The organism is Alkalibacillus almallahensis (assembly GCF_011761495.1).
GTDB classification, from domain to species: domain Bacteria; phylum Bacillota; class Bacilli; order Bacillales; family Alkalibacillaceae; genus Alkalibacillus; species Alkalibacillus almallahensis.
This window is the reverse complement of sequence record NZ_JAASRU010000006.1, coordinates 170,623-176,997: the sequence shown is the minus strand read 5'-3', so window position 1 is coordinate 176,997 and position 6,375 is coordinate 170,623. Positions and strand designations below refer to the sequence as shown.

The 6,375-nt window shown below is 38.4% G+C and carries 6 protein-coding genes and 1 pseudogene; 4 read left to right on the top strand and 3 right to left on the bottom strand.

Features of this window, described 5'->3' with window-relative positions:
• Positions 1-181 precede the first annotated feature (181 nt).
• From FHR85_RS07370 to FHR85_RS07360, 3 genes are all read left to right on the top strand, one after another.
• Positions 182-1,597 carry a DHA2 family efflux MFS transporter permease subunit gene (locus FHR85_RS07370; RefSeq protein ID WP_167262224.1) on the top strand — a complete coding sequence of 472 codons (1,416 nt, stop codon included), beginning with the start codon at positions 182-184 and terminating at the stop codon, positions 1,595-1,597.
• A 399-nt stretch (positions 1,598-1,996) separates the two neighbouring features.
• A complete protein-coding gene (locus FHR85_RS07365) occupies positions 1,997-2,197 on the top strand; it encodes a helix-turn-helix transcriptional regulator (protein WP_167262223.1) in 201 nt (66 codons plus the stop codon).
• A complete protein-coding gene (locus FHR85_RS07360) occupies positions 2,194-2,649 on the top strand; it encodes a DUF3278 domain-containing protein (protein ID WP_167262222.1) in 456 nt (151 codons plus the stop codon). Before FHR85_RS07365 ends, FHR85_RS07360 begins: the two co-directional genes overlap by 4 nt.
• Positions 2,650-2,837: 188 nt before the next feature.
• Here FHR85_RS07360 and FHR85_RS07355 read toward each other — a convergent pair whose 3' ends face one another.
• The 3 genes and pseudogenes from FHR85_RS07355 to ptsP form a co-directional block, all read right to left on the bottom strand.
• Positions 2,838-3,047: a hypothetical protein gene (locus tag FHR85_RS07355; RefSeq protein ID WP_167262221.1), complete on the bottom strand. Its 210-nt coding sequence runs from the start codon at positions 3,045-3,047 to the stop codon at positions 2,838-2,840.
• Between the two features lie 90 nt (positions 3,048-3,137).
• Positions 3,138-3,250, bottom strand: a pseudogene (locus tag FHR85_RS14360) (IS1595 family transposase); the annotation flags it as partial.
• A gap of 456 nt (positions 3,251-3,706) precedes the next feature.
• On the bottom strand, positions 3,707-5,422 hold the full coding sequence (gene ptsP, locus FHR85_RS07350; protein WP_167262220.1) for a phosphoenolpyruvate--protein phosphotransferase: 1,716 nt from the start codon (positions 5,420-5,422) through the stop codon (positions 3,707-3,709).
• Positions 5,423-5,570: 148 nt separating this feature from the next.
• Here ptsP and FHR85_RS07345 point away from each other — a divergent pair, with 148 nt between their 5' ends.
• Positions 5,571-6,374, top strand: a complete 804-nt coding sequence (locus tag FHR85_RS07345) for a DeoR/GlpR family DNA-binding transcription regulator (RefSeq protein ID WP_341770940.1) — start codon at positions 5,571-5,573, stop codon at positions 6,372-6,374.
• Position 6,375 lies beyond the last annotated feature (1 nt).

Here is a 6,375-nt window from a genome sequence, read left to right as displayed (position 1 = left end):
AGTCTTATTGCATCATAAATATAAGGATATACAAGGCCAAATGGCATAAGTAAGGAGTGCTCTTAAGAGAGCACCCCAACATTTGACTTAGAACCATTTTTTAAGCAAAACCTTTCGTAAAACGAAATATTTTTGCTATGATTAATTGTTGGTGATTAATTTATAGAAAGAAGGAATAATAATGTCACTAGGAAACCAACAAGAAAAAGATGATATCAAACGTGCGCCCTTAATGCTTGTTTTAATTTCAGGCGCGTTTGTTGCGATATTAAACCAAACATTACTGGGAACAGCACTTCCACATATTATGCGGGACTTACAAATTGATGAATCTACCGCACAGTGGTTACAGTCAATATTTATGTTAGTGAACGGGGTTATGATCCCCGTGACGGCCTTTCTAATTGGCCGATTTACGACAAGGGCCTTATTTTTAACAGCAATTGGTTCCTTTACAGTCGGGACTTTATTGTGTGCCATTGCGCCGACATTTGGATTCTTATTAGGTGGACGTATTTTACAAGCTGCCGGAGCAGGTATCATTCTGCCGCTCATGCAGACAGTCATATTCTTAATTTTTCCAATCGAAAAACGTGGACAAGTAATGGGCTTGTTCGGCTTGGTAATTGCCTTTGCGCCAGCAATTGGACCGACATTATCAGGTTGGTTAGTAGAACAGTTTGTCTGGCGTAGTCTATTCTGGGTTGTCTTACCGATTGCAATTATTGATATTATTGTCGCGTTCTTTATTTTGAAGAATGTAACGAAACGAGATTTTCCGAAAATCGATGTGTTATCTATTATTCTATCGACACTTGGTTTTGGTGGCCTATTATATGGCTTTAGTGTTGCCGGAAATGAAGGTTGGGGCTCACCTGACGTTTATATTTCCATGGTTATCGGAGCGATTACCCTAACGATTTTCATTTTAAGACAACTGAAATTGGAACAACCTATATTAGAGTTTCGTATTTTTCAATATAAAATCTTTACGATTGCAACAGTGATTGGTATGACTGCTTTCTTTGCTATGATTGGCGGAGCGATTGTATTACCGCTTATGATGCAGAATACGCTGGGTTATACAGCGCTTGAAGCAGGATTTATGCTGATGCCTGGAGCTGTTTTGATGGGGATGATGAATCCTATTACGGGTCGTTTATTTGATAAATTCGGACCTAAATGGTTATTGTATGTCGGTTTGACACTGACGACGGTGACCACATTCATGTTCGCCAATTTAACGCCAGAAACGAGTTATTTCTATTTAGTTGCCGTTAATGCAGTTCGCATGTTTGGTATTGCAATGGTGATGATGCCCGTGACGACAGCTGGGCTAAACGTTTTGCCAGAGCATTTAATTGCACATGGTTCAGCGATGAATAATACATTTAGACAAATGTCAGGTGCCATTAGTACGGCATTGATGGTGACAGTGATGGTCACGTTAGCTGATCCAGATGGCGGTGTTCAAGGACAGCTTCAAGGGGTGAATGCCTCATTCTTCTTAGCTGGTCTATTCTCACTACTTGGCTTAGTGTTAGCGTTCTTTATGACAAGAATCAGTCGAAAAGAAAATCAAGATTTAGCTTCGTAATTAAAAGCAAAATCACGCTTAATTGCATATAGTTCAGTTTTGGCGAGCAAAGTTATTATTTGCCCCTTAACTGAACTATTTTTTATTTTAAGGCTCTGTTAAAGTCCGTTGTTGAAATTGTGATCCGTTCTCGGTGGACGCTTTCCGCGGGCACGGCTCGAGCCTCCTCGGCCAAAAAGCGCAGCCTGCGGGGTCTCGAGACTCGTGCTATTCCCGCAGGAGTCGCCACCTTCGCTTCTCACAATTCAACAACTTAGTGCTTCATCAGTTGAAAATCAACACTAAACTTTAACAGAGCCTATTTTAAAAGGAGGATATATTGCATTTTATCAGGATAGGATGTAATATATATTTAACATTAAGTAAAATATATATTACACAGTGTGCGTGAGGGATTATATGGTCAACAAATTGAAGTCAGCAAGAGTGCAAAAGGATTATACTCAAGAACAGCTTGCAAAGCGAGTTAATGCTACGAGGCAGACAATTGGATTGATTGAAAAGGGAAAATACAATCCCAGCTTAAACTTGTGTATCGCTATTGCGAAAGAATTAGATAAAACATTAGATGATCTATTCTGGGAGGATGAGTTGTCATGAAGTCTTGGATATCTTTTTTATTACCGGATGATGAATATAAGGAAAAGAGGGTATTGTATTTTTTCGCAGAAGGAGGAATACTCCTGTTATTTACCCTTGTAGGACTACTTATCTTAAATAACTATTTTCACTTAGATGCTGAAACTGCTCTTTTAATGGCTATTGCTGTATTCCTTATTTACGTCACAGGGAGATATACACTGTCTGGTATTGAATATACCGATATAGCAACAGTAGGAGCTTACAGTAAAGAGTTAAGGCATATTATGTTTAAAACAAGTAGTTTTGCAGGTATTTTTATTCTGTTATATTTAGTGTTTATTGGTGTACCCAGCAGTCAAAATGAATGGATTGATATCATTGGAATATTAGTAGTTTTTTCTTTGTTTTGGTTTTTGACTAACTACATTTCTTTAAAACGATCATACAAGAAAAATAAGGAGTTACTATAATCAAGGCTTTTGAATTAATGTACTTGTAGTAACTAGTGTTATTTAAAAGCTTAAGTCTTTTCTCAATGGCTCTGTTAAAGTTTAATGTTGATATTATTTATAAAAATGGAACTTCCTAATAGGCGGAAGTTCCATTTTTATAATATTTGCTTGTAGACTAACGCACCCGTTAGTGGAATAGACATACCTTATTCTTTGTTCATCTTTTCAACCTTTTTTCTGTAATTTAAATCTATAACAATATCTCCGACACCCATTGCAATAAATCCATTTAGTAAAGCAAATATCGGAAGGGTTATACCGCCACCACCATTTGAAAAAGGAACCATAATCATAACCACTACACTAAAGAAGACAAAAGCCATTCCCATTAAATATAACGTTCGACCAACAAACAATTTAAACCACTCCCATCTATATGAAGAACTTATGAAAAACTAATTCTTTCTTTAAGTAATCTGCCCTGTTAAATGAACAAGCAGTAATGTTTATATCGTGAAACTAGATAGCCTAAGCGTATCATATGTTTCGATATTTGTATTAAATTCCCTTTTATCATCAAGTCATTCATCGTAATAGGATGCCTTTGATGTTGATGGCTTAAAGAATATCAGTTGCTCTCACGTTCATCACCGATTTTAATATAGTTAGACCTATTACAGAACAGAAGTTCCTCTTAATCAAATTAACAACAACAGACTTTAACAGATCCTTTCAATAAACACTCAAAATATAGATATAACAAAGAAAAAGGGTTAAATTGCATAGCAATTTAACCCTTTTTTTCATGTTTACTTCCGATATTTTAATGTTGATTTTGGTATTAATCTTATACTTGCTGTAAAAATTTAATGTTGATTTTCAAAATGATGTAGCACTTAGTTGTTGAATTGTGAGAAGCGAAGGTGGCGACTCCTGCGGGAACAGCACGTGTCTCGAGACCCCGCAGGCCACGCTTTTAGGCCGAGGAGGCTCGAGCCGTGCCCGCGGAAAGCGTCCACCGGTAGCGGATCACAATATCAACAACGGACTTTAACAAAGTCATTTTATAAAGTCATTAGTTTATGAAATGCTTTTCTACATACGCTTTAACATCAGCGTTCGTTGATTGGGATAGGATTTCAGTTGTTGCTTCCTGTAATGCGCTATAACTTAAGTTTTGAATTTGCTTTCGTGCTGGTAAGACAGCTGAAGCACTCATGCTAAATTCGTCTAAGCCTAGACCGAGTAAAATCGGGATAGCTACTTCATCGCCAGCCATTTCGCCACACATGCCTGTCCATTTACCTTCTGCATGAGAAGCATCAATGACTTGCTTAATTAAGCGAAGGACTGCTGGATGGTATGGCTGATAGAGATGACTGACATGTTCGTTCATGCGATCAGCAGCCATTGTATACTGGATTAAATCGTTCGTACCGATACTGAAGAAATCAACTTCCTTGGCGAATTGATCAGCTAAGGCAGCAGTGGATGGGATCTCAACCATAATACCAACCTCAATATCATCACTAACGTCATGACCTGCTTGAATTAAGCCTTGCTTCTCTTCTTCAAGTATAGCCTTAGCCTGACGGAATTCTTCTAATGTAGCAACCATCGGGAACATGATCTTGAGATTACCATAGACACTAGCGCGTAATAAAGCGCGTAATTGGACGCGGAATAAATCATCTCTTTCTAGACATAAACGTAATGCACGAAAGCCTAAGAATGGATTTAGTTCCTCTGGTAAGTCTAAATAAGGTAAGTCCTTGTCGCCACCAACATCTAAAGTTCTAATCACAACAGGTTTATTGGCCATCGTCGATAGGACTTGTTGATAAGCTTGGAACTGTTCTTCTTCTGTTGGCAGGCTGTCACGATCCATGTATAAGAATTCAGTTCTAAATAACCCGATTCCTTCGCCATCATTTTCAATAACGGTTTCTAAATCTTTCGGTGAGCCTATGTTAGCCACTAATTCGACAGTATGATCATCCGTTGTAGTAGCAGGTTGGCCGATTAATTTCTTCAATTGTTCGGCTTCTTCTTGTTCTTTTTGTTGTTTCGCTCGGTATGAATTGAGTTGGTCGTCAGTCGGATTTATGATGACATCGCCTGTTTGACCATCAATGATGACTGTCATACCAGCATTTACTGAATTCGTGGCTTCCGAAGTACCTACAACAGCTGGAATGCCCATTGAACGGGACATGATCGCTGAATGTGATGTTCGTCCACCTATATCCGTCACGATTCCTTTAACATACTTCCGGTTAAGCTGAGCGGTATCAGAAGGAAGCAGGTCATGTGCTACTAAAATAACCTCTTCTGTAATGTCACTCGTTGTGACTAAAGGTTCACCTAATAAATACGAGATGACGCGCTTTGAGACATCGCGAATGTCAGCTGCACGTTCTTTCATATAATCATTGTCCATGCTTTCGAACATGGAAATGAATTGGTTTGCTGTATCATTTAATGCTTTGTCGGCATGAACTTGCTCGGACTCAATTTTTGTATTGACCGCATTCAGAAGCTCAGGGTCTTGTAAAACGAGCAAATGAGCACCGAAGATTTTCGCATGATCCTCGCCCATTTCCTGTTCGACATGCTTTTGAATACGTTCTAAATCAAGCTTAGCTTGTTCCACAGCATCATTAAATTGATCTTTTTGCTGTTGGACGTCGCTAGCTTTATCTTCATTAATCGTTAATTTAGGGTCTTGAAGTACAAAGGCTTTTCCTATTTGAACGCCATTAGAGGCTCCGATGCCTTTAATTTCAGTCATAATCAATCAACTCCTTGAGTGAATTTTATCATAAATGGATGAAGTGTTGGGAGTCAACTTTCAACAAAATCTTTGACACCGCTTACATCATCTATTATAATCAAAATCAGTCAAATACAATCATAAACAATCAAAAGTGATCATATATGTGATTAAGAGAGGTGTTGTTTATTTGCTTTATGGTGAAGAGCGAAAACAGCTAATCCAGAATTATATCGAAAAACATCAACGGGCTTCAGTTCTACAATTGTGTGATGCATTCAATGTGTCAGAATCGACAATTCGTCGTGACTTAAAAGAATTAGAACAAGATCACGTGATCAAACGAACGCATGGAGGCGCCATTGCGCTTGAAAGTGTCAATTTCGAACCGACTGTTACAGAAAAATCTGATCGGTTTCTAGCAGAAAAACAAGCCATTGCCAAACGCGCAGCATCGTATATTCAAGAAGGTGACACCATCTTAATCGATGCAGGAACGACAACACTTCCGTTAGTTTATGAAATAAAACAGTTTCAATCCTTAACAGTTGTCACGAATTCGGTTGTCCATGCTGAGCTGTTAAAAGATTCACCCCAGTTTGAAGTGATCGTTCCAGGTGGTCGTCTGCGTCATGAAACGCAAGCATTAGTCGGACCAATCACTGATCAAACCTTATCCATTTTGCATGTTGATAAAGCATTTATCGGAACAAACGGTATTGATTTGGAAGATGGACTCACGACACCGAACTTAATCGAAGCTTCTACTAAGCAATTGATGGTCCAACAAGCATCGGATGCGATCGTATTAGCTGACCATAGTAAGTTTGATAAAATTACGTTTGCGAAATTTGCGGACCTTAGTATGATTCATCATTTAATTACAGATGATCGTGTTGATGATTGGTATCAAACAGAATTAGATCAGATAGGTGTCAAATTAGATATTGTAAAGCTTCAGGAGGATTAAA

Coding starts and splice junctions, on each gene's coding strand:
- FHR85_RS07370 (WP_167262224.1), top strand. CDS start 182: ATGTCACTAGGAAACCAACAAGAAAAAGATGATATCAAACGTGCGCCC.
- FHR85_RS07365 (WP_167262223.1), top strand. CDS start 1,997: ATGGTCAACAAATTGAAGTCAGCAAGAGTGCAAAAGGATTATACTCAA.
- FHR85_RS07360 (WP_167262222.1), top strand. CDS start 2,194: ATGAAGTCTTGGATATCTTTTTTATTACCGGATGATGAATATAAGGAA.
- ptsP (WP_167262220.1), bottom strand. CDS start 5,422: ATGACTGAAATTAAAGGCATCGGAGCCTCTAATGGCGTTCAAATAGGA.